The organism is Devosia sp. P2_G7 (assembly GCF_056403495.1).
On record NZ_JBFUFI010000002.1, the window covers coordinates 70898 to 91323 of the forward strand.

General features: G+C 65.4%; 16 protein-coding genes and 1 tRNA gene. 11 read left to right on the forward strand and 6 right to left on the reverse strand.

The features are described from left to right. The first annotated feature begins 99 nt into the window (after positions 1–99). The 3 genes from AC1DWU_RS03485 to add are packed head-to-tail and all read left to right on the forward strand — an operon-like array spanning position 100 to position 2812. A complete protein-coding gene (locus AC1DWU_RS03485; RefSeq protein WP_477148575.1) occupies positions 100–972 on the forward strand; it encodes a carbohydrate ABC transporter permease in 873 nt (290 codons plus the stop codon). Beyond that, complete coding sequence (locus AC1DWU_RS03490; RefSeq protein WP_477148576.1) at positions 972–1820, forward strand: carbohydrate ABC transporter permease; 849 nt, start codon at positions 972–974, stop codon at positions 1818–1820. Before AC1DWU_RS03485 ends, AC1DWU_RS03490 begins: the two co-directional genes overlap by 1 nt. Positions 1821–1831: 11 nt before the next feature. After that, complete coding sequence (add, locus tag AC1DWU_RS03495; protein WP_477148577.1) at positions 1832–2812, forward strand: adenosine deaminase; 981 nt, start codon at positions 1832–1834, stop codon at positions 2810–2812. 60 nt (positions 2813–2872) lie between these two features. On the opposite strand, the gene AC1DWU_RS03500 is transcribed toward add, so the two are convergent. Next, positions 2873–2949: transfer RNA gene (locus AC1DWU_RS03500), tRNA-Met, on the reverse strand. A 235-nt stretch (positions 2950–3184) separates the two neighbouring features. On the opposite strand from AC1DWU_RS03500, the gene AC1DWU_RS03505 reads away from it, so the two are divergent. Beyond that, on the forward strand, positions 3185–4429 hold the full coding sequence (locus AC1DWU_RS03505; RefSeq protein WP_477148578.1) for a glycoside hydrolase family 5 protein: 1245 nt from the start codon (positions 3185–3187) through the stop codon (positions 4427–4429). Positions 4430–4438: 9 nt separating this feature from the next. On the opposite strand, the gene AC1DWU_RS03510 is transcribed toward AC1DWU_RS03505, so the two are convergent. Together AC1DWU_RS03510 and AC1DWU_RS03515 are read right to left on the reverse strand one after the other, a co-directional pair. Next, positions 4439–5857 carry a phenylacetate--CoA ligase family protein gene (locus AC1DWU_RS03510; RefSeq protein WP_477148579.1) on the reverse strand — a complete coding sequence of 473 codons (1419 nt, stop codon included), beginning with the start codon at positions 5855–5857 and terminating at the stop codon, positions 4439–4441. Between the two features lie 10 nt (positions 5858–5867). After that, positions 5868–6860: a lipid II:glycine glycyltransferase FemX gene (locus tag AC1DWU_RS03515; RefSeq protein WP_477148580.1), complete on the reverse strand. Its 993-nt coding sequence runs from the start codon at positions 6858–6860 to the stop codon at positions 5868–5870. Positions 6861–7139: 279 nt separating this feature from the next. Between AC1DWU_RS03515 and AC1DWU_RS03520 the strand changes: the two genes are divergently transcribed. From AC1DWU_RS03520 to AC1DWU_RS03530, 3 genes are all read left to right on the forward strand, one after another. Beyond that, positions 7140–8579: a lipopolysaccharide biosynthesis protein gene (locus AC1DWU_RS03520; RefSeq protein ID WP_477148581.1), complete on the forward strand. Its 1440-nt coding sequence runs from the start codon at positions 7140–7142 to the stop codon at positions 8577–8579. Positions 8580–8689: 110 nt separating this feature from the next. After that, positions 8690–9190 (forward strand): response regulator, encoded by a 501-nt coding sequence (locus tag AC1DWU_RS03525; protein WP_477148582.1) that lies wholly within the window; start codon positions 8690–8692, stop codon positions 9188–9190. A gap of 6 nt (positions 9191–9196) precedes the next feature. Next, complete coding sequence (locus tag AC1DWU_RS03530; protein ID WP_477148583.1) at positions 9197–10273, forward strand: glycosyltransferase family 4 protein; 1077 nt, start codon at positions 9197–9199, stop codon at positions 10271–10273. 62 nt (positions 10274–10335) lie between these two features. Here AC1DWU_RS03530 and AC1DWU_RS03535 read toward each other — a convergent pair whose 3' ends face one another. Then, a complete protein-coding gene (locus tag AC1DWU_RS03535; protein ID WP_477148584.1) occupies positions 10336–11919 on the reverse strand; it encodes a GumC family protein in 1584 nt (527 codons plus the stop codon). Positions 11920–12181: 262 nt separating this feature from the next. Between AC1DWU_RS03535 and AC1DWU_RS03540 the strand changes: the two genes are divergently transcribed. From AC1DWU_RS03540 to AC1DWU_RS03550, 3 genes are read left to right on the forward strand one after another with little or no spacing between them, the layout of a single operon-like run. Then, positions 12182–13447: a nucleotide sugar dehydrogenase gene (locus AC1DWU_RS03540; protein WP_477148585.1), complete on the forward strand. Its 1266-nt coding sequence runs from the start codon at positions 12182–12184 to the stop codon at positions 13445–13447. Next, entirely contained in the window at positions 13444–14718 is a 1275-nt protein-coding gene (locus AC1DWU_RS03545; RefSeq protein WP_477148586.1) for a glycosyltransferase family 4 protein, read from the forward strand. Before AC1DWU_RS03540 ends, AC1DWU_RS03545 begins: the two co-directional genes overlap by 4 nt. A 3-nt stretch (positions 14719–14721) precedes the next feature. Next, entirely contained in the window at positions 14722–16692 is a 1971-nt protein-coding gene (locus tag AC1DWU_RS03550) for a heparinase II/III family protein (RefSeq protein WP_477148587.1), read from the forward strand. A 5-nt stretch (positions 16693–16697) separates the two neighbouring features. Here AC1DWU_RS03550 and AC1DWU_RS03555 read toward each other — a convergent pair whose 3' ends face one another. Next, the gene (locus AC1DWU_RS03555; protein ID WP_477148588.1) at positions 16698–17843 is read right to left on the reverse strand and encodes a glycosyltransferase family 4 protein; all 1146 of its coding nucleotides are present in this window, start codon (positions 17841–17843) and stop codon (positions 16698–16700) included. 46 nt (positions 17844–17889) lie between these two features. After that, a complete protein-coding gene (locus AC1DWU_RS03560) occupies positions 17890–18906 on the reverse strand; it encodes a lipid II:glycine glycyltransferase FemX (RefSeq protein WP_477148589.1) in 1017 nt (338 codons plus the stop codon). Between the two features lie 232 nt (positions 18907–19138). Between AC1DWU_RS03560 and AC1DWU_RS03565 the strand changes: the two genes are divergently transcribed. Continuing rightward, positions 19139–20410: a VpsF family polysaccharide biosynthesis protein gene (locus AC1DWU_RS03565; RefSeq protein WP_477148590.1), complete on the forward strand. Its 1272-nt coding sequence runs from the start codon at positions 19139–19141 to the stop codon at positions 20408–20410. Positions 20411–20426: the final 16 nt, after the last annotated feature.

A 20426-nucleotide genomic window follows, 5' to 3' on the forward strand; every position in this document is an offset into this window, starting at 1 on the left:
TGCGAGGGTCTCCCTCCCCATTCTTAGGGGAGGGACAGGGGTGGGGGTCAACAGCCACTGTGCTACCCAGTTGTCACTTGCCAGATGAAGCAGCCGCCATTGACCACCCGAGCCAAGTCCCCCCTCTTCTTCGTCGTGGCGCTCCTCACCCCCGCGCTGCTCGGCCTCGTCGTCTTCCGGCTCTATCCGATCGCGCTGGCCATCTCGGACAGCTTCTTCAACGTCTTCCGCGGCAACCAGGTGTTCGTCGGGCTCGACAACTACCTGTCGCTCGTCACCGACTCGACGTTCTGGAAATCGCTGCAGGTCACCCTCTGGTTCAACCTGCTGATCAACCCGATCCAGATCGCGCTCGCGCTGGGCCTCGCGCTGCTCTACGTGCAGAAGTTCAAAGGCGTCACCTTCTACCGCATCCTGTTCCTCATCCCGATCGGGGTGTCGCTGCCCACCGCGGTGATCATCTGGCGCATCATGCTGAGCCCCGACGGGCTGGCGAATGGCCTCCTCAACATTGCTGGCATCCCCGGCCAGCCCTGGCTGACCTCGGAGAGCCTGGCGCTCTATTCGATCATCGCCATCGCGACCTGGAAGGGGATCTCCTACTGGATGATCTTCATCATCGGCGGGCTGCAGAACATCTCGCCCGAGATCTATGACGCCGCCAAGATCGACGGTGCGCAACCGTGGCAGCGGCTGTTCTTCATCACCATCCCGCTGCTCAGGCCGACGCTGCTCTTCGTCCTCGTCGCGGACGTCTCCATCAATTTCCTCCTCTTTGCGCCCATCTTCATGATCACCCAAGGTGGCCCAGCCGACAGCACCAACGTGCTGATGTACGAAGCCTACAAGTCGGGCTTCATCTTCGGCGACATGGGCCGCGCCATGGCGATCATCGTGGTGGTCGTCGCCATCCTCCTCGTCATCGTCGGGCTGCAGTTCCGCCTGCTCAACGGCAAGCCGGAGAAGAAGTGATGGCGACCACCGCACTCCGCAAAGGTCTCGGCTTCGGCCTGAAGCACCTCGCCTACATCGCCATCGCCTTCATTTTCGTCCTGCCGCTCTGGTGGGCCATTGTCTCTTCGCTCCGGCCGAACACGGCGGTCTTTGCCGATATCTTCCCCTTCACCGCCAAGGCGTTGATCCCTGCGCCGTTCTCGCTCGAGGCCTACCAGGGCGTGTTCGATCGCGGCTTCGGCCTCATCATCGCCAACACCATGTTCGTCGCCATCATCACGATGATCGCGGGGCTGATCGTCAACGGCATGGCCGGTTTTGCCTTCGCGGTGTTCGACTTCAAGGGCAAGAACGCGATCCTGACGCTGATCATCATCAGTTTCATGCTGCCCTTCGAGGCGATCGCGCTGCCGCTCTACACGGTGACGCTGCAGATAGGCTGGGTCGACAATATCGCGGCGCTGATCGTGCCGAGCGTTGCCAACGGGCTTGCGGTGTTCCTATTCTACCAGTTCTTCAAGGAAGTCCCGAAGGATTACCTTGAGGCCGCCAAGCTCGACGGCGCCAATTGGCTCGATATTCTCCTCCGTATCTACGTGCCGCTCTCGATCCCGACCTGCATCAGCGCGGGGCTGCTGCTCTTCGTCTTCCAATGGGAGGCGTTCCTGTGGCCGCTGCTCGCCATGCCCTCCCAGCAGTTCAAGGTGATCCAGGTCGGCATGGCCGCCTTCCAGCAGCAGTACCAGACGATCTGGAACCAGCTCTTTGCCGTTGCGGTCATCACCGCGCTGATCCCGATCGCACTGCTCTTGCCGCTGCAGCGCTACTATGTGCAGGGCCTTGCGAGCGCTGGTATCAAAGGTTGACGGGACAAGAGATGACGAGAGACGAACTCAACGCGCTGCCCAAGGTCGAGCTGCACCTCCACCTTGATTGCTCGATGAGCTTTGAGTCCGTCCACGCCCTTGTCCCCGAAATGACGCCGGAGCGCTACCGCGCCGAGTTCCTCGCGCCCAAGAAGTGCAAGAGCCTCGTCGACTATTTCCGCTATCTCGGCCCGCCCTTAGCGCTGCTGCAAACCCGCGACGCGCTGCGCATCCAGACCGTGGACATGCTGCGCCAGTTCGCGGCCGACAACATCATCTATGCCGAGCTGCGCTTTGCGCCGCACCTCCACCGCCAGACCGGGCTCACCACCGACGAAGTCGTCGAGATCGTCCTCGCGGCGGTCGAAGAGGGCAGGGCGCGCTACCCGGTCGAAGTCCGCCTCATCCTCTGCACCCTCCGCCCAGACGACACAGCCTCCGGTCTCGACCTCGTCCGCATCGGCGACAAGTACCGCGACCAGGGCGTCGGCGGCTTCGATCTTGCCGGCGACGAGGCAGGCTATCCGCTCGACCAGCACATCCCGGTCTTCCGCGCCGCCCGCGACAAGGGCCTCAACGTCACCGCCCATGCCGGCGAGGCGGTCGGCGCCCACAGCGTGCGCGACGTGATCGAGCAGCTCGGCACCCGCCGCGTCGGCCACGGCGTCCACTCGATCGAGGATCCCGCTGTCATCGAGCTGCTCCTCGCCAACAACGTCCACCTCGAAGTCTGCCCGTCCTGCAACATCCAGATCGACGTGTTCGACCGCTACGAGGACCACCCGATCGACCGCCTGCGCCGGCTCGGCATCTCGGTCGGCCTCAACACCGACGCCCGCGGCCCGACGAACCTCACCCTCACCGACGAGTACGAGCGCATGCACCAGATATTTGGTTGGGGGCTGGACGAGTTCCGTGCCAGCAACCGCAGCGCCCTCTCCGCAGCGTTCATCCCACCAGAAACGCGGCTGAGACTGCTCCACCGGCTGTAAGCACAGGCCGGTCGCGTTGGCCGACGGATCTCTGGCCAGGCGCCGCTTGAGGGGGGTGAATGGTAGCGGAGGAGGGAGTTGAACCCCCGACACACGGATTATGATTCCGCTGCTCTAACCAACTGAGCTACTCCGCCCCAGACGCTGGCTGGTCCTGGGACCGGCCGACGGGCGCTGGTAGCGCGGCGCCTTCTTAGGTTTGGTGGGGGTGGGTGTCAAGCGCTCCCGGGAGCGATCGTGCGGATGTCCCAGCCAAGCTGTCGGCGGCCCTCTGCGTTTGACGCCTGATACACCATAGGCAGCGATTTCGGCGGGCATGAACCCGCTCGTCACGCCGGACGGCTAACATGCGCCGCGAAAGCGGAGGGTGCGATGGCGACGATCTGGCGGGTAGTGTTTTTTGCCCTCGCGATGCTCATGGGAAGCGCGCAGGCGGCGCCGTTGGCGCTGCAGCGCGGCGTGGGCGTGCATGAATGGCTCAACTGGTCGCCACTGGCAGCCGACGGTTCCTATCGGTGGCCGCCCTATCAGACGGTGGACGAATGGCGCACCCGCTATCGCGAGCTCACCGACTGGCCAGCCGGCGACGAATTCGCCCGCATCAAGTCGCTGGGCTTCGATTTCATCCGTCTCACCGTCGATCCGGGCCCGCTGCTCGCCACCGAGGGCGCGAAGCGCCAGGAGGCATTGGCGGTGCTGGCCGAGGACATCCGGCAGGTTCTCGCGAGCGGGCTCAAGGTGGTGTTCAACCTCCACCCCATCACCCAGGTCGCCGCCTATAGCGGGGACAGCACGGTCGAGGGCAGCTCAGACAGCGAGGGCGTCGCGCGCTACGTGGCGATGACGGCGGACGTCGCGAAAATGCTGGCCTCGCTCGGCCCCGACAAGGTGGCGTTCGAGCCGTTCAACGAGCCGCAACACTATCCCTGCGAGGGCAGGGGCGATGGGCAATGGCAGAAGATCATGGAGCAGGCGATGGCGGCGATCCGTACCGTCAGCACCGAGCTCACGGTGATCGCCACCGGCGCCTGCGGTGGCGACGTCATCGGGCTGGCGGACCTCGATCCGAATTTCGACGACCCCAACCTCTACTACAGCTTCCACATGTACGACCCGCACACCTTCACCCACCAACAGTCGAACGAGGAGGGGGGCTTCGCTTCGGGCTTGCCCTGGCCGGCCAGCGAGGGCTCGCCGGGCGCGGTGATCGAGATGCTGCGCGCCCATATGACGGCGGCCGGTGTCACTGAGGCCGAGCAGGAGCAGACCATCCTGAAGCTCGGCCCGTACATCGCCAAGTACTTCGCTGACGGCGAGGGGGAGAGCCACCTACAAGAGGGCTTTGATTACGTCCTCAACTGGGCCGACGCCCACGGCATCCCGACCAGCCGGCTGTTCCTGGGCGAGTTCGGCGTCATCGCCATGTCCGACGATGGCCGGATGGGGGCTTTCGCCGCCGACCGCCTGCGCTACCTGGAAGCGGTGCGGCGCAAGGCCGAACAGCACGGCATCCCGTGGTCGGTCTGGGAATACTCCAACCGGTGGGGGATGAGCATCATCCTGCCCACGGGCCCGGCCATTCCCGACACCGCCATGCTGAAGGCACTGGGGCTATAGCCCCAGCCCTCAGAACTGGTTCAGATCCAGCCGCTGGTCGATGAAGGCGCGCTTGCCGCCCCGACCGCCGGCGAGGTTCTCGACCCGCTCGATCGAGAAGGTGACGCGGTCGCGCACGCGATCCTGCAGGTCTGCCGCAAGATTCAGGGCATCGGCTTCGGTGCCGCCCTCCGAGGCGATGTAGCGGATGGTGACGTGGCCCGGCCGCTCCTGCAGGAACTGGTACTCGTCGACGCCCTTGAAGAAGCGCGGGGTGTCGGGCGTCAGGTCGATGGTGACCACCCGCCCACCATCGGAGGTGATCAGGTAGTTGGGCTTGCGCCGCGGGATGATGCTGGAAACCCGCATGCGCTGACCGTTGGCCTCGGTGGGCAGCTCGACCAGCGTGGCGCGGTCATGCGTGTCGTAGCGGATGAACGGCATGCCGGTGGAGAGGAATCCGGTGCCGATCAGCCGGCCCTCGCGGCCCGGCTCGGTGATCGGCTGGTCATGCTCGTCGACCAGTTCGGCAAGGCCGTAGAGCGGCTCGAACGTATAGAGCTCACCGCCCGCCATGCTTTCGGAGGCAAACAGCACCTTTTCGCTCAGGCCATAGAAATTGGCGATCGGCACATCGGCGCCGAAGGCCGCGGCGATGGTGGCGCGGTGGTGCGGTAGCATCGGCTCGGAGATCGGCAGGATGCCCTTGAGCGGCTGCTTGAACTCACGGCCAAGGGTGATCATGTGGCGGCCCATCAGATCGATGGCCGAGGGGTAGCCGTAGAGATAGCGCACGCCGTGCTCGTCGATCAGGTCGGCATAGTGCGCGACATCTTGCCGGGTCATCGGGAACACCGAGAGGCGGAGCTCGCGTAGCGCCGGCTCCCATTCCGAGGTAATGCGGCCGCGCCCGTCGAGGCCGACGCCGCGCAGCACGATCTTGCTGTCCTTTTCGGTGAAGCCAGCCCGGCTCCAGCTGTCGTTGACGAAGGCCATTTCGCGCACGCTGCGGTCGCGATCGAGATAGAAGCCGAACGGCCGCTCGGAGTTGGAGCCGCTGGTGTCGGCGCGGTCGACGCTGGAGCGCGGGGCCGCGAGCGCACTGTCGCCGGCGGCGGTGAGATCGGTCTTCTTGAGGATCGGCAGGCGGCGCAGATCCTCGGGCATGGCCCGCTCATAGTCGAAGTCGACGCCCAGGTGGCGGTCGAGCAGGTCGCGGTAGAACGGGCTGTTGTCATGCGCCTTGCGCAGCAGGCCGCGCAGCGCCTTGAGGTGCTCGGTATTGGCATAGACCGGGTCGGCGCTGGCGGCGATGCGCTCGCGCCACAGCCGGTAGGTACCGCCGAACTTCATGCTGGTCGGCACCAGCGAGACCAGTGGCGCCAGCGACTGGCGCAGGAATTTCGGACCTCGTGCATAGGCGCCGCGCGCCACATCCATCATACTCATAACCACCCCCTTAAATGCTGATCCATTCGCCGGCGAGCTCGTACTCGACCGGCTTCATCGTTCGCTTAAATTGCGTATAGCCGTCGCCGAGCCGCAGCCCGCCGACATCAAAACTCTTCGCGCCGCGCCGTTTCATTTCGCGCATCACGTTCCACATCAGGAAGTTGCCGGCGTTGACTTTGCGGCCTTCCGGCCCGAACCAGCCGATGTGGTATTCGGCAGTATTGCCGAAGCGGACCACCGACATGCCGGCGACGGGCATGCCCTCGCGCAGCAACTGGAACACGAGGACATTGCCCGGCGCTGCCGCGCGCAGGCCGCGCAGCATCTCCGGGCCAGCGGCGAGGAAGTTCTTCGCCTTCATGTTCTCGAGATGACGGGCGATCATCCAGTCATAGGTGGCGGCGTCGTCGGCGATCCGCAGCTCGGCACCGGCTTTCTCGGCGGCGCGGGTGCGGTTGCGGAAGGTCGAGCCGAAGCTCTTCCAGAGCTCCCCGTCGCTCACCGAGATGTCGATGCGGCCGGAGCGCCACGAGGCGGCCTGGCGACGGACATAGCCGGCCTCACGCAACAGGCCGATATTGTGCTCGGTCCTGTTGAGCGCCGGTGCGATCAGCAGCGGCATCGTCCACAGCCGGCCGACTGTGTTGCGCAGCGCGCGGTAGACTCCAACCACCTGTTCGTCCGACGGCATCGTTTCGAGCAGGATCGGTCCGCGATTGACGCGATTGAGCAGCTTCATGCCGAAGCGCCGGTACTGCAGCACCACCGCAAAGGCCACGGGCTGCTCGCCGACGGCAAAGATCAAGCGGCGGGATGGCCAGCCGCTGGCGTCCTTGCCGGCGGCAAAACTGAAATCCTGCGGCAGGTGGCCAACCGGTGCTGCGGCCATCAGGGCGCGCCACTCGGCTTCATCGGTGTTGACGTGCACAGTGACAGCATCGACCGGCCGCTCGGCAGCGGCAGTCGGAGCCTCTATCTGTGGAGCAACGTCGAAGGCCATGGCAAATCCCGGGCCCTTACCCGAGGCCGCACAGCATCGATATAACCTCGCCCGGTCCGGCAGTACCAAAAGGTTACTTTAGTGTTAATATTGGCGGCGGCATCGTGGCAGGAGCACCGGCATGATCACCGAGTAGCGCGGCGCGCCTAAGATCAGTCCGAAAATTTCGATACAATTGCTGCTATTCACCTTAGACGGCCAATTAACTATCCGCTCGACGGTCGCGGGCGTAAGCGGATTTGCCGGACCGTCGCCGGCGATGTCCGGAAAGTGCCGCCAGTGCTGTTGCGCTCCACCCTCATCTACGCTCCGGCGATGCTGCTGACGCGCCTTTCGGCGCTGCTGCTGCTGGTCATCGCCACCCGGCTCATCGACCAGACCGAATACGGGCTGCTGACGCTTGTCGTCACGGTCGGCGAGCTCACCGATTCCGCCGTCACCAACTGGCTGCGCATCGCGCTGCTCCGGCTCGGCGGCAAGGGCGAGATCAGCCGCGGCAGCCTGGCGCTGGCGGCGCGGGTGCTGGCGGTGACGACGCTCATCGGCCTCGTGGTCTCAGCGGCTGCCTCGGGCATCGTTGCGCCGGAACGCTGGGCCGAGTTTGCGCTGGCCGTTTGCACCTACCTTGCGGTCGGCGCGGTCAGCCGCTTCGCGCTCACCATATTGCAGATGCAGCAGCGCCATAGCGCTTACTCCCTGCTGGAGTTCGTGCGGGCCGCCCTGCAACTGACGCTGCCAGTGGTCGTCATCTCAATGGTGCAGCACAGTTTCCTGTTCGTCTCGCTGGCCTCTTCTGCAGCGACGCTGCTCGCCGGGCTCATCGGGCTGCGGCTCGCCCTTGGCCGCGTTGTCGAGGGGCCGCCGCGCTTCGCCTATCGCGAGCTGTTCGCGCTTGGCTTGCCGATGATTGCGATCGCGGTGGTGGGCTTCGGCCTCAACAGCGCCGAGCGGGTGCTGCTCAAGATGTATTACGACGCCGGCGCCGTGGCGGTCTTCGCCGCAGTCTACGTGCTGGCCCGCCAGCCGATCGATACCATCGCCAACGCCATCAACATGGGCGGCTTCCCCGAAATGGTCAGCCGGTTCGACCGCGACGGGCCGGCCGCGGCGGCGAGCTTCCTGTCGCAGCAGATGGCGCTGCTCGCTCGGCTGACCTTTCCGGTCGCCGCGCTGCTGGTGGCGCTCAGCACCGATATCGCCAAGCTGCTGCTCCCCGCCGACTACCAGGGGCCAGTGCTGCAGATATTCCCGCTGATCGCCGTCGCGGTGATGGCCGCCAATTTCTCGGCCTTCGTGTTCCAGAACGTCATTCACGCGCATAAGCGGCCGTGGCTGCTGATCGTCACCAGCACGCCGGGCTCGATCGTTACTATCGTGCTGTCCTTCCTCGTCATTCCGCCGCTGGCCGAGGTCGGTGCGGCGCTGGCGCTAACGGGCGGGACGCTCGCCAACCTCATCACGGCCATCATCGTCTCGCGCCGGCTGACGCCGATCCCCATCGCCTGGCGCGACCTCGGAGCGTCGGTCGGCATTGCGGTCGCGACCGGTATCGCCGCCTTCATCGCCAGCGCCTTGCTGGGCGATGCCTGGCCGCTGTTCCGGCTGGCGGCCGGGAGCGTTGCGGGTGGGCTGGTGTTCCTCGGCCTCACCGCGCTGATCCACCCCGACGAAACCCGCAATCTCGCCGGCAAGGTCAAGGCGCGCCTCGGCATCGCCTGAGCCGGGCAGGGCGGTAACCTAGCCGATTAAGGATATGGCGAGTTCCCCCGCGCTCTATGCGCAGGCGCGTGTTAAGCCCCTGTTAACCCCAAGCGGGAGGCCAACCTCTGATGATTTCGCGCAGTCTCGGCATCGCAATGCTAGCCGGCAATCCGGCCTTCAGCGGCATCCTGCAGCGCGCGCTGGAGCTTGATGGCGGGCACAAGGTGGCAAGCTTTCAGGGCGTCGAGGTGCTGACCACCTACCTGCGCATTTCCCCGGTCGATGTGGTGATCCTCGATACCGATCTGCCTGGCGCGCCGGCCATCGACATCGCCCGCGGCCTGCGCCAGCACATGAAGCTCGCGACGCCCGACTTCCAGATCGTGGCGCTCACCCGTACACCGGCTCCTTTCCACAAACCGCTGCTCGCCGCAGGCATCGATCAGGTGCTGCTGAAGCCGGTCACGCCAGGCGCGTTGCTAGAGGCCGTCGAGGCCCTGTTCGAACCCGAGCGCGCCGTCGCGATGGCCAATGGCCCGATGGTCCGCCCGTTCGAGGGCGCCGCCACTCCGCCGGCACGGATCGGCAACGTCATCCCGCTGTTCGGCGAGGGACGGGAGCGCCGCTGACGCCCCATGGCCAAGGTTCTGCTCAATCTCCTCGGCGCCGGGTCTGCACAGCTGTCCGGCATCGCCATGTACACGGCAAACGTCTATGCGGCGCTGCTGAACCGTCGTCGCCACGACTACGTGCTGCTCACCAGCTGGAAGCCGGAATGGCTTGAACCGCACCTGCCGCTCGATGGCGTCACCATCGTGCGCGGCAAGGCTACCCCCAGCGAGAAGCTGCAATACTGGTTCGAGACGGCGCAGGTCAGCGTCGTCGCGGCGCAGCAAAAGGCCGATACCGTCTTCACGCCTTGGCCCCTGGCGCCGATCGCCGGCGGCAGGAAGCGGGTCCTGGTGCTGCACGATCTCTATCGCCGCACCCACCCCGAACTGCACAAGTGGCACTACCAGCTGGCCTGGAACACCTACTTCCCCCTTTCGGTTGCCGCCTCGTCGCAGGTGGTCTGCGTCTCCGACGCCACGGCCAATGAGTTCAGGCGCCTCTATCCCGATGCGGCCGGCAAGGCCGTGACGATCGGTGAGGCCTCGACGATCCGCGCGACGCCGCTCGTCGAGCGACCCATGCCCGGCCGCTACGGCCTGTGCGTCTCGAGCAACATGGCGACCAAGAACCTGCCGCGCCTCATCGAGGCGGCGGAGCTGATGCGTCAGCGCGGCCTCGATATCCCGATCGTCTGGATCGGCAAGGACAATGGCGATGCGGTCCGCGATGAGCTGGCCCGTTATCCCGAACTCAAGAGCTTCATTCTCCCCGGCCGGGTCGACGAGCAGCAACTCGCCACCTGGTACGCGCATGCCGATTTCTATGTGGCCCCGTCACTCACCGAGGGCTTCTGCCTGCCGGTGGTCGAGGCACAGAAGTTCGGCGTGCCGGTGGTCTGCTCGGATATCGAGGTGCTGCGCGAAGTGGGCGGGCAGGGCGCCCGCTTCTTTGACCCGCTGAACCCCCAGGCGATCGCCGATGCGATCAGCGCCGTCAGCACCGACCGGGCCGAACACGCCCGGCTCTCGGGACTTGCCCGCAGCAACGCCACCCGCTTCAGCTGGGACGACGCGGCGGCCAAGCTCGAGACCCTGTTCTAAGTACCCTCCCAAAAGAAAAGGCGCCCCGTAGGGCGCCTCGTTCATTTTGCGCGGCAACCGGCCTATGCCGTGGCCGTTGCCGTATCCCGCCGGCGCGTGTCGCGCTTCAGGTCGCGCGAGATGCCCAGCGCCACGGCAATCAGCATGCCGAAGACGAACCCGCCAACCCCACCGCCCGCGGCGACGACCACTGTCTTGGGCGGCCAGGAGCGGTCCGTGGGTGGTACGGCCGGAGAGATCACCCGCACATTGGTCGTGTCGATCTGCTCACGCTCGGCCACCTGCTTGGCGCGGCTGAGGAACGCTTCGTAGATCGTGGTTTTGCTCGCGGCGTCGCGCTCGAGTTCGCGCAGCGCCACCAGCGCCTCGTTGTCGGAGAAGACGTTGGTCTTGAGGGTATCCGCCTTGGCCGTCAGCGCCTGAAGTCCCGATTTAGCTTCGTCGAGCGTCACCTTGGCGGCCGTCACCACTCGGGCGATCTCGGCACTGAGCTCGGACTGCGCCACGGCCAGCTCGGCATTGAGCTTGACGATGGTGGGATGGCGCGCGCCGTAGATCATCGACTGGCTGTCGAGCTGGGCGCGAAGGTCGGAAATCCGGGCACGCACGCCGGCCAGCGAAGCCGAAGCCTGGGTGTCGGCGGTCGATGCATTGCTGCCGGCTGCCACCAGCTCGTCATAGGCCGATTGCGCCGCGATGACGCGCGACTGCGCCTCGACCACCTGCGCGTTCAACTGGGTCAGCGTCTGGTTGCTCACCAGCTCGCCCGCACTCGCCGACAGGTTGTTGGCGCGCTTGTACGCCTCGACCTTTTCCTCGGCCGTCTTCACCGCGCCCTTCAGCTCATCGAGGCGCTCGTTCAGCGAATCCGCGGTACGCGAGGCGCCAGCCGATTCCGCCGTCGCCAGTTCGTTCTGGAACGAGGCGACGACCGCGTCGGCGATCTTCACCGATTTCTGCGGGTTTTCCGAAGAGACCTGCAGGGTAGCGACAAAGCTCGTTTCATCGGCCTTGGTACTGACCTTCTTGGACAGCGCCGCGAGCGCCGCGAGACGCGGATTGGGCACGGCCTTGTCGCCGCCCAGCGGGATCAGCGAGGAAAGCGAGAAGCCGGGCGTAGGGTCGTAGAATTCCTTGTCGTCCACAAGGTTCAGTTCATCAACGACGCGCAGCAGCACATTGCCCGAGGTCAGGACGCGGAGCTTCGAGCCGGCATTGAGCCGCGCCGCATCGGCCTGGCCGGGCTGCTGGAACAAGTCGTCCGACACCACCTGCAGGCTGGCCGGATCGATCATGATGTCGGTCGAGACCGTGTACTTGGGCGTGCCGAACATGCCGTAAAGCCCACCGGCTACGGCGCCGACCACCGCCAGCCCGAATGCGAGCTTCCTGCCACGACCCATCCAGCTGAACAGCCGTCCGAAATCGAGCTCGAGGAAATCGCCGATCTTGTTGAGCGTCACCGTTTCCACCGGCACTGCGTCCGCGACCTGCGAGGCGGCGGCCGGCGCCGGCCTCGGTGCGGGGTGCAGCCTTGCCATTACGGCCTCGCGGTGGCCGTGGGCGTCGTCGCTCCCCAGCCGAGCGAAGACGCGTGCGCCGGAGCGGGCAGTGTCGGAAACTGGCCTGTCGGTGACGTCGGACATGGCGTTGGATCTCGTTGCTGAGGCAGCCTGTTGTTCGTGCCCTTATATACCGACAGTCGCGCCGGGCTCGCGTAATGGGGTTTTTTGGTTAAGCCGGCGGCCAAATAGATACAAGTTTAGCTGTTAGGATTAACGGCTGGTTCAGGATGTCCGGGCCGCATGGTTCGGTTAAACCTCCGTTAACAGGTCAAAGAGAGTTGCGGACGGCTCGATTTTTCGACGTCAGCACTACGCTGCCTGAACTAACCTTGCGGTGGGTTACATGAAGATTGCGGTTTTTGGGCTTGGCTACGTTGGTAGTACTACGGCAGGCTGCCTGGCGAGCCAAGGTCACCACATTATCGGCATCGATGTCAGCGAGACCAAGGTCCGCGATTTTCAGGCCGGTATCTCCCCTGTGCTCGAGCCTGGCCTCGATGAACGGCTGGCAGCTGCCCGGGACGAGGGGCTGCTGCAAGGCTCGACTGTGATCGGCGGCCTGCTGGATGACGCCGACATTGCGCTGGTGTGCGTGGGCACCCCAAGCGCCCTCGATGGTTCGCACAATCTCAGCCACATCGCCGAGGTGACCCGCCAGATCGCCACCGGCGTGCGGCGCGATCGGTCGAGCCGCCTGACGGTTGCCTATCGCTCGACGATCCGGCCCGGCACTGTCGACGGGCTGATCGCCCCGATCTTCCGCTCGATCCTGGGCGAGAATTTCGGCGACCTCATCGAGCTGGTCTACAATCCGGAATTCCTGCGCGAATCCTCGGCCATCGCCGACTTCTTCAATCCGCCCAAGATCGTCATCGGCACAGTCGACGGCCTGCCTTCGCCCGCCATGGACCGGATGCATGAAGGCCTCCAGGCCCAGACCTTCCACGTGGGCTATCGGGAAGCCGAGCTGACCAAGTTCGTCGACAACTCCTGGCACGCGGTCAAGATTGCCTTCGCCAACGAGATCGGCCGCATCTGCCAGCAGCTCGATATCAGCGCCACCAAGGTGCACGAGATCTTCGTGTCGGACACCAAGCTCAACCTCTCGGCCTATTACACCCGGCCGGGTGGGGCGTTTGGCGGCTCGTGCCTGCCCAAGGACGTGCGGGCACTGCAGCACATTTCCAACGACATCGGCGCGAACACCCATCTGCTGGACGCGGTGCTGCGCACCAATGAGGCGCACAAACACTACCAGTTCGATCACATCGTCCGTCAGCTTACGCCCGGCGCCAAGGTGCTGCTGGTCGGCCTCGCCTTCAAGGCGAACACCGACGATCTGCGCGAGAGCCCGAATGTTGATATGGCCCGCCGGCTGATCACCGCCGGGTTCGATGTGTCCATCTATGACTCGGGCCTCGATGCACGCAAGCTGATCGGCCAGAACCTCGGCTATGCCTATTCACAGCTGCCCAAGATCGGCGAACTGCTGATCGACAAGGACGAAGCCGAGGCCGGCGATTTCGACCTGGTGGTCGCCGCCAACGGCCTGCAGCGGAGCCTGGCGCTGCGCAGCAGCAACGTGATCGATGTGAGCATGATCCCATGAGCTCGATGGCAGAGGGCGTGTACACGCCCGAACTGAGCGTCACGCAGCAGGCGAGCACCGACGTGCTGCGCGACGCCCCGCTGGCCGGCAAGAAGGTTCTGATCATTGTCGAGAACCTGCCGGTGCCGTTCGACCGCCGTGTCTGGCTGGAGGCCACGACGCTGAACAAGGCCGGAGCGGTGGTCAGCGTCATCTGTCCGGTCGCCAAGGGCTACACCAAGCGCTACGAGGTGATCGACGGCATTCACGTCTATCGCCATCCGCTGCCCGCCGAAGGCAACGGTCCGATCGGCTATCTCAAGGAATACGGCGCCGCCCTGTTCTGGGAAACGGTGCTGGCCTTCAAGGTGCTGCGCGAGCGGGGGTTCGACGTCATTCACGCCTGCAACCCGCCGGACCTGATCTTTCTCGTCGCGCTGCTGTTCAAGCCGTTCGGCAAGCGGTTCGTGTTCGATCACCACGACATTAACCCGGAACTGTACGAGGCCAAGTTCGGCCGGCGCGACCTGTTCTGGCGCCTGATGCTGGTGCTCGAGCGGCTCACCTTTGCCATGGCGCATGTGTCGATCGCCACCAACCACAGCTATCGCGACATCGCGCTCGAACGCGGTGGTATGCGGCCCAAGGACGTCTTCGTGGTGCGCAGCGGGCCCGACCTGCACAAGATCAAGCCGGTCGCTCCCAACGCGCGCTGGAAGCAGGGGCGGAAGCACCTCGTCGGCTATGTCGGGGTGATGGGCGCGCAGGAAGGCGTCGACCTGCTGCTGCAGTCGGTGCACGATATCGTCGTGCGGCAGGGGCGGACCGATATCCAATTCTGCATCGCCGGAAGTGGTCCGGAGCTGGAGCAGCTGCGCGCTCAATCCAAGCAGCTGGGCCTCACGGACTTCGTGAATCTGCCCGGCCGCATCAGCGATGCCGATCTGTTCGAAATGCTCTCGACGGCCGATGTCTGCGTCAATCCTGACCGCGTCAACGTCATGAACGACAAGTCCACCATGAACAAGATCCTCGAGTACATGGCGTTCGGCAAGCCGATCGTGCAGTTCGACGTCACCGAGGGGCGCTATTCGGCCGGCGAGGCATCGCTCTATGCCAAGCCGAACGATCCGGTGGATATGGCCGCGCGGATCACCGATCTGCTCGCTGATCCGGTACGTGGCGCCCGCATGGGACAGCTGGGGCGCGAGCGCGTCGAAGACCGGTTCAGCTGGAACCACCAGGTGCGCCCGCTGATCGCTGCCTACCAACGAGCCCTCCAGGGAATCTAGGCCATGTCCCTGGGCTGGTACCTTCATCGCCTGCGCGCCATGAGCGCAGGCGAGCTGGCGCACCGCGTCAGCGAGAAGATCAAGAAAGAACGAGCCCGCGGACGCCTGGAAGGCTGGGCCCACTACCCGGGTACGGAAGTCCGGCCGCTGCCCGGCTTGCGGGAACGGGTGCTGGGCGCGTCTCCTGCGCTCGCGGAGAAGATCCGCCTGGCCGCCGAGAAGGTTCTGGCCGGACGGTTCGCCGCGCTTGGCGTCGAATGGCCGCGGCAGGCGGCGGCCGACCGGTTTCCCCATGAGCTCTGGCGGCTCGATCCGGTTACGGGCGGCGCATGGCCAGCTGCGGACCAGTACTGCTTCGACGTTCCCTACCGGCACGAGCGGCAGTTCGGCGACGTAAAATACGTGTGGGAACTGAACCGCCTGCAGTTCCTGCAGCCGCTGGCCGCCCACGCGCTGCTGGCTTCCAATGCGGATAGCGTCGCCGCTATCGAAGCGGCCGTCGACAGCTGGTACGCGGCCAATCCGCCGTTCCGCGGCCTCGGCTGGAACTCCGGTATCGAGCTCGCCCTGCGGGCCATTTCGCTGCTGATCACCGTCTCCCTGGTGGGCGAGCGCCTGTCCGTCGTCTGCCGCCGGCAGATCGCATCCATCCTCCAGGCCACCGCGACCTGGCTGAAGCGGTATCCCTCGCGGTTCTCGTCGGCGAACAATCACCTGATTGCCGAACTGGCGGGTGAGTTTCTCATCGGGCTGGCAATGCCGGGCATCGCTGGAGCTGCCGACATGGCGGCCCGGGCTCGCGCCAAGCTGGTCGAAGAGACCGCTCGCCAGATCCTGCCCGACGGTGTCCCGGCCGAGCAGTCGCCGAGCTATGGCGCCTTTTCGGCCGAGTTCGTGCTCCTCTGCTCCGTGGTTGCCCGCGATTCCGGGCAGCGGTTCCCCGCCTCGGTGGGTGAGCGCCTCAGCGCTTTCGCCGAGTTCATCGGCTGGCTAGCGCTCGAAGGCGGCACGGTTCCCGCCATCGGCGACGACGATGACGGCCGCGTCCTGACCTCGGGCAATGTCGAGCATGCCTATCCGGGCTCAGTCGCCAACGCGATCGCGGGGTTCACGGGGCGCGGTGCGCCGACGGACGCCGAAGCCGATTTTCGCGGCCTGCTACTCGGCCGCGCTGATGAACGTGCTGCATCGCCGCGGGGACAGCGGGTCTTCGCGCAAGGCGGCTACTCCGTCGTCAACGAGGAGATTGGCGGGCGGCAGGTCAGCCTGGTGTTCGACCATGGGCCGCTGGGCTATCTCTCGATCGCCGCGCACGGGCACGCTGATGCGCTGGCCATTATACTGGCGGTCGACGGCGAGCCGGTGCTGATCGATCCGGGTACTTATCTCTATCACTCGGGCGGCGCCTGGCGCGACTGGTTCCGCGGCACCACAGCACACAACACGCTGGTCGTGTCCGGCGCCGATCAGAGTACGATCTCAGGTTCGTTCAACTGGTCGCAGAAGGCCGCAAGCCGGCTCGAGCGGCACGACAAAGGCGCCCGGTGGAGCCTGACCGCGAGCCATGACGGGTATCGCAAGCGCTTCGGCGTCACCCATCAGCGCAACCTCGCTCGCACCGAGAGTGGGTTCGCCATCGTCGACAAGCTGCTCGGCGTCGACGGGGACCGGCAGGCGCAGGTTAGCTTCCAGCTTGCTCCCGACCTTTCGGCGCGCGTTGAGGGGAACGAAGTGATCGTCCAGCGTGGCGCGCTCACCATCCTCACGCTCACCTTCGAGCACGGCGACATCTCCGTGCAACGCGGTGGCGAAGGTGCCGGCGGCGGCTGGGTCTCACCTGCCTTCGGTCGCAAGCAGGAAGCCGATCGTGTCGTTTGGCAGGGCAGGGTAGGCGAAACCGGGCGCACGGTTGCGGTCGAGCTTCGGCCGGTAGCCGGCCTGGGGCACTCGGCCCGCGAACAAGAAGCGGTGTGACGCTTCTAGCCGCGGCCTGCGACAGCCTCTTCGTGCCGAACAGCGGCCCTGGGGCGTCCAGAGCCCATCCCAACGAGAGCCCGATAGCGGGCCACCAGTGCCGGCACCAGCTTCTCGCCGGTGAACTGCTCGACAATGCGCTGGCGGGCTGCGCCGGATAGCCCGGCCCACGCATCCTGCGCCAGGATGTTCTCGACGGCGGCGGCATAGTCCTCGCCCGTCGCCTCCATGTCGAAGACGACCCCCGCATCCGCGATGACCTGGCGGTTGAAGCCATTGTCCGCCACCAGCGGCACGAGCCCCTGGCTCATCGCCTCGGTCAGCGCGTTGGAATGGCCTTCGCCGCGATGCCGGGTGGGGAATATGAAGAAGTGGCCGTCACCGAGCTGTGCCGGGACCTCCGGGTGGGGGACGGCACCGAGCCACGACACAGGTAGCTCCTGAGACGCCGCCTTGAGGCCCGCAACGTAAGCCTCGTCGTCCCGTCCGATGACCTTCAGCCGTACGTCGTGCCCCCTGGCCTTGAGCGCGCGCACGCAGTCCAGCGCGACTTCGATCCCCTTCTCCGGCACGATACGGCCAAGGAAAACCAGGTTGATCCGGCCGGATGGCGGAGCGGGGCGGTTGCCCACCGTCCCCGCATCGACATAGTTGGGCAGGTAGAGCGCGTCCTTGCCGTACGGCGCGACGAGCGGCAAATAGACCTCGCCCTCGACGCAGATGAGGTCGGACATCTTCAACATGCTCTCGAAGGCGGCGCGCCTCGCCCGCTTGGGGCTGGCGGTGTCCTCGGCAATGGCGCCCGCCCTCAGGTCGACCACGAGCTTGGCGCCGCGACGGCGCGCGAGATGGCACAGCAGCCACTCGGCGAGGATGAACTGGCGGCGGAGCGGCGTGATGTGGAACACGTCCCACTGCCCGCCCTCGATGACGATGCGCCAGGCCAGGGCGGCAAAGCTCGTGCCGTAGGCCAGGATCTTCCGCCATGCCGGTTTGCGTTCCGGCGCATAGGGCAATTCGACGACGTCGAGCCCGGCGCGATCGAGGTCATCGATCAGCCGGCGATTGGCGGCCTCGAAGCCGCCCCTGGCGGGTTCCCCCTGCCGCGCAATCGGGCCGCAATAGGCAACGGTGAGAGCGGTGGATGTCATCGAGAACCTGCCATGGCCTTACGGGCCTCCCGGCGCATCGCTGCGCCTAGAAGCCGACATACTCCCCGAGGAGGAAATACTCGGCTCCGTTCATGCCGCTTTTGAAGCTTGAGAAGCCCTTGTCGCTGTTGATGCCGCCGACATCGTAGAGGCGGCAGCCCCGCCGCTGCATCTCCTGGATGGCGCCCCAGGTAATGGCATTGCCGGCCTTCACCTTGCGGCCCTCCTCGCCAAACCAGGCGACGATGGAGTCGGCGACGTTGCCGAACTTCAGCATCACCAGCCCGGCCACGGGTCGGCCTTCATGCAATGCTTGAAGCAGCACATAGTCGGAACCGGAGTTCTTCCTGAGGCTGCGAAGGAACTCGGCATCGTGGCCGGAAAAGCCCTTCTCGGCCATGTTCTGCAGATGGCGCTCGATCATCCATTCGTGGTCGGCTTCCGCATCCGCCACCTTGACCGTCACGCCGGCCTTGTCGGCAGCGCGGATGGACTTGCGCCAGTTGTGCTCGAAGGTCTGGAACACATCATCGATCGGCAGCGCGAGATCGAGCCGGGCCGAGCCCCAGCCATTGCCCTTGCGCGGCCTGAACCCGGCCCTCGCGAGGATCGCCCGGTTTTCAGGCCGATCTTCCAGCGCGGGCGCCAGCAGCAGCACGCCGAACGGCAACCGGCCCCACCGCTTCCGCACCGCTCGATAGACGGCGGTGACAACGTAGGCGGGTGCATCGGGCATCAGGAACATCGGACCGCGATTGATGCGCGTCACGACTCGTAGCCCCGCCACGCGCTTTTCCAGCGCCTGCACGATGGCTACCGGGCGACCTGCCAGAGACAGCAACTGCCGGCTTACATGCCAACCCTTGCTGCCCTTTGCCTCGCCATAGCCAAATGCCTGGACGCTGTGAGCGCGATCGGTCTGCCCGAGCAGCCGCTCCCATTGCAGCGCATTGTTGACGGTCTCGAACACCACCGAGGTAGCATCGGTCAGCTCCAGCAGTCCGGCATTTGCTGGCGTGCCTGGAGCTGTCGTCGGTATCGAAGTCTGCAGCGCATGAGTCATGGGGCGTTAACCACTGAGGAGAGCCCGAACACTAGTCCCGCGGGCGCAGTTCAACCAACGCCAACTGCTCAAATGATTAATGGTGGATCCGTCTCACGCGGCCTTGCCGAAGCGCCGGCAGCAGCCCGTCTCGATTAAGGATACGGCGATCTCCTCCGCGCCTTGGCGGGGCAGGGCGTGCTAAACCCGGGCCACCAAAAGCCGCAACCCATGCCAGTGGAAAGGGACAGCCTTGAGCTATTCGGCCACCGGACCCAAAGCGGCCGGCGACAGTGCGCAGCGCGCCAATGCCTTCTCTCTAGCCCTGTTCCTGGCGATCCTCGCAGCACTGGTGATCCGCATCTGCGTGTCGCCGGCAGTGATGGACACGGTCTACGACTACGTGCGCGAAGGCGGCGCCTTCTACAACAAGATCCACCTCGGTACCTACCTGCTGCTGTTGCTGCTGCCGGTGGCGCTGTTCACGCGCCCGGTGTTCCTCAGGGGCGAGGAGATCGTCAAGTTCCGCGATCTCGTGCGCTTCATGGGCCTGCTGGGGCTGCTGATCGTCTTCCTCATCGCCACTGGTCGGGGCGGGGTGGGGGGCAATCTCATCGACACCTATCTTGTCGCCGGCGCTGTCGGCCTCATCCTCCTGGCGCAGAACCCGTCCTACCGGCGCCTCCTCGGCGACGCGGTGATCCTCATCAACCTGCTGAGCGCGCTGATGGGGCTGTTCGAGGTGGCGACCCATATCCGCATCTTCCCCTATTCGGAGGGCGAGGCGGCGTTCCGGCCGATCGGCCTCGCCGGCCATCCGCTGACCCTTGGCCTGTTGTCCGCCACGACGATCGGCTTCGTGCCGCTGACCAACTGGAAGCCCTGGGTGAAGGTTGCCGCCATGGCGCTGCTGTTCGTTGGCACCGTCGCCGCCGGCGCACGCTTCGCGCTGATCGTCGCCACCGTCGAGGTGCTGGCGCTGGTGCTGCTCGTCCCCTGGACTTCGCTCAGCCGCCGCGCCGAGCGCAAAGCCAAGCTCGCAGTGCTGATCATGGTGCTCGTCGGGGGCGCCGCGTTGATCGGCGTGATGGCTGCCGGCGGCTTGCTGTCGCGCTTTTCAGAAGGCGTGGTCGATCAGAATTTCTTCGCTCGTACCGACATCTACCAGATATTCGATCACGTCACCTGGCAGGAGGTGATGTTCGGCAAGGACATCGTCGAGGTCACCAAGATCGTCAACGACAAGCTCGGGCTGCCCTTCATCGAGTCCACCCCGGTCTTCATGACCTTCCAGCTGGGTCTGACCCTCGCCATCCCCTTCGCGCTGCTGTTCTTCTGGCTGGTCTGGCGGTTGCTCCGCCACCAGCCGCGGCCGGCCTGGATCGGCACTGCCGTGTTCCTTTGCGCCGCGCTCTCCAACAACACGCTGAGCCAGAAAACCACGGTCGTCACGATCCTCATCGTGCTGCTCGTCGCCTATTTCGAGGCGGTGCCTACCCGTGCTAGCCTCGAGCCTCGGCATTAACCGCATCTTAACCTAA

What these genes read in the sequence shown, in the direction of transcription:
- AC1DWU_RS03490 (WP_477148576.1), top strand. Translation starts at nt 972, where the DNA reads ATGGCGACCACCGCACTCCGCAAAGGTCTCGGCTTCGGCCTGAAGCAC.
- add (WP_477148577.1), top strand. Translation starts at nt 1,832, where the DNA reads ATGACGAGAGACGAACTCAACGCGCTGCCCAAGGTCGAGCTGCACCTC.
- AC1DWU_RS03505 (WP_477148578.1), top strand. Translation starts at nt 3,185, where the DNA reads ATGGCGACGATCTGGCGGGTAGTGTTTTTTGCCCTCGCGATGCTCATG.
- AC1DWU_RS03510 (WP_477148579.1), bottom strand. Translation starts at nt 5,857, where the DNA reads ATGAGTATGATGGATGTGGCGCGCGGCGCCTATGCACGAGGTCCGAAA.
- AC1DWU_RS03515 (WP_477148580.1), bottom strand. Translation starts at nt 6,860, where the DNA reads ATGGCCTTCGACGTTGCTCCACAGATAGAGGCTCCGACTGCCGCTGCC.
- AC1DWU_RS03525 (WP_477148582.1), top strand. Translation starts at nt 8,690, where the DNA reads ATGATTTCGCGCAGTCTCGGCATCGCAATGCTAGCCGGCAATCCGGCC.
- AC1DWU_RS03530 (WP_477148583.1), top strand. Translation starts at nt 9,197, where the DNA reads ATGGCCAAGGTTCTGCTCAATCTCCTCGGCGCCGGGTCTGCACAGCTG.
- AC1DWU_RS03535 (WP_477148584.1), bottom strand. Translation starts at nt 11,919, where the DNA reads ATGTCCGACGTCACCGACAGGCCAGTTTCCGACACTGCCCGCTCCGGC.
- AC1DWU_RS03540 (WP_477148585.1), top strand. Translation starts at nt 12,182, where the DNA reads ATGAAGATTGCGGTTTTTGGGCTTGGCTACGTTGGTAGTACTACGGCA.
- AC1DWU_RS03545 (WP_477148586.1), top strand. Translation starts at nt 13,444, where the DNA reads ATGAGCTCGATGGCAGAGGGCGTGTACACGCCCGAACTGAGCGTCACG.
- AC1DWU_RS03550 (WP_477148587.1), top strand. Translation starts at nt 14,722, where the DNA reads ATGTCCCTGGGCTGGTACCTTCATCGCCTGCGCGCCATGAGCGCAGGC.
- AC1DWU_RS03555 (WP_477148588.1), bottom strand. Translation starts at nt 17,843, where the DNA reads ATGACATCCACCGCTCTCACCGTTGCCTATTGCGGCCCGATTGCGCGG.
- AC1DWU_RS03560 (WP_477148589.1), bottom strand. Translation starts at nt 18,906, where the DNA reads ATGACTCATGCGCTGCAGACTTCGATACCGACGACAGCTCCAGGCACG.